At 35.2% G+C, this 244-nt stretch carries 1 protein-coding gene; it reads right to left on the reverse strand.

Annotated elements, in window-relative coordinates:
• A partial coding sequence (locus HMPREF3131_RS02435; RefSeq protein WP_141738169.1) for a DUF1542 domain-containing protein occupies positions 1-244 on the reverse strand: 244 nt, incomplete at both ends.

Raw genomic sequence — 244 nt, forward strand, 5'->3', positions numbered from 1 at the left:
CACCCGGTGTTTGATCAATCGCTTCTTTTTTAATTCTAGCTACTTCATCGATTGCAGTCTTTGCTGCTATTTTCTTAACTATATTTGGTTGAATATGACTAACTGTTGTAACACCATCTTCTTTTGCTTGATCAACAGCTTGATTTATTTCTGTATGATTAATATTATTTTTTGCTTCTACTGCAGCTTCGTCTACTTTTGATTTTGCGGCTTCTTTTTCTTCTGTTGTTGCACCCGGTGTTTG

Origin of the sequence: Staphylococcus sp. HMSC14C01, assembly GCF_001808085.1 — a bacterium.
GTDB lineage: Bacteria > Bacillota > Bacilli > Staphylococcales > Staphylococcaceae > Staphylococcus > Staphylococcus hominis.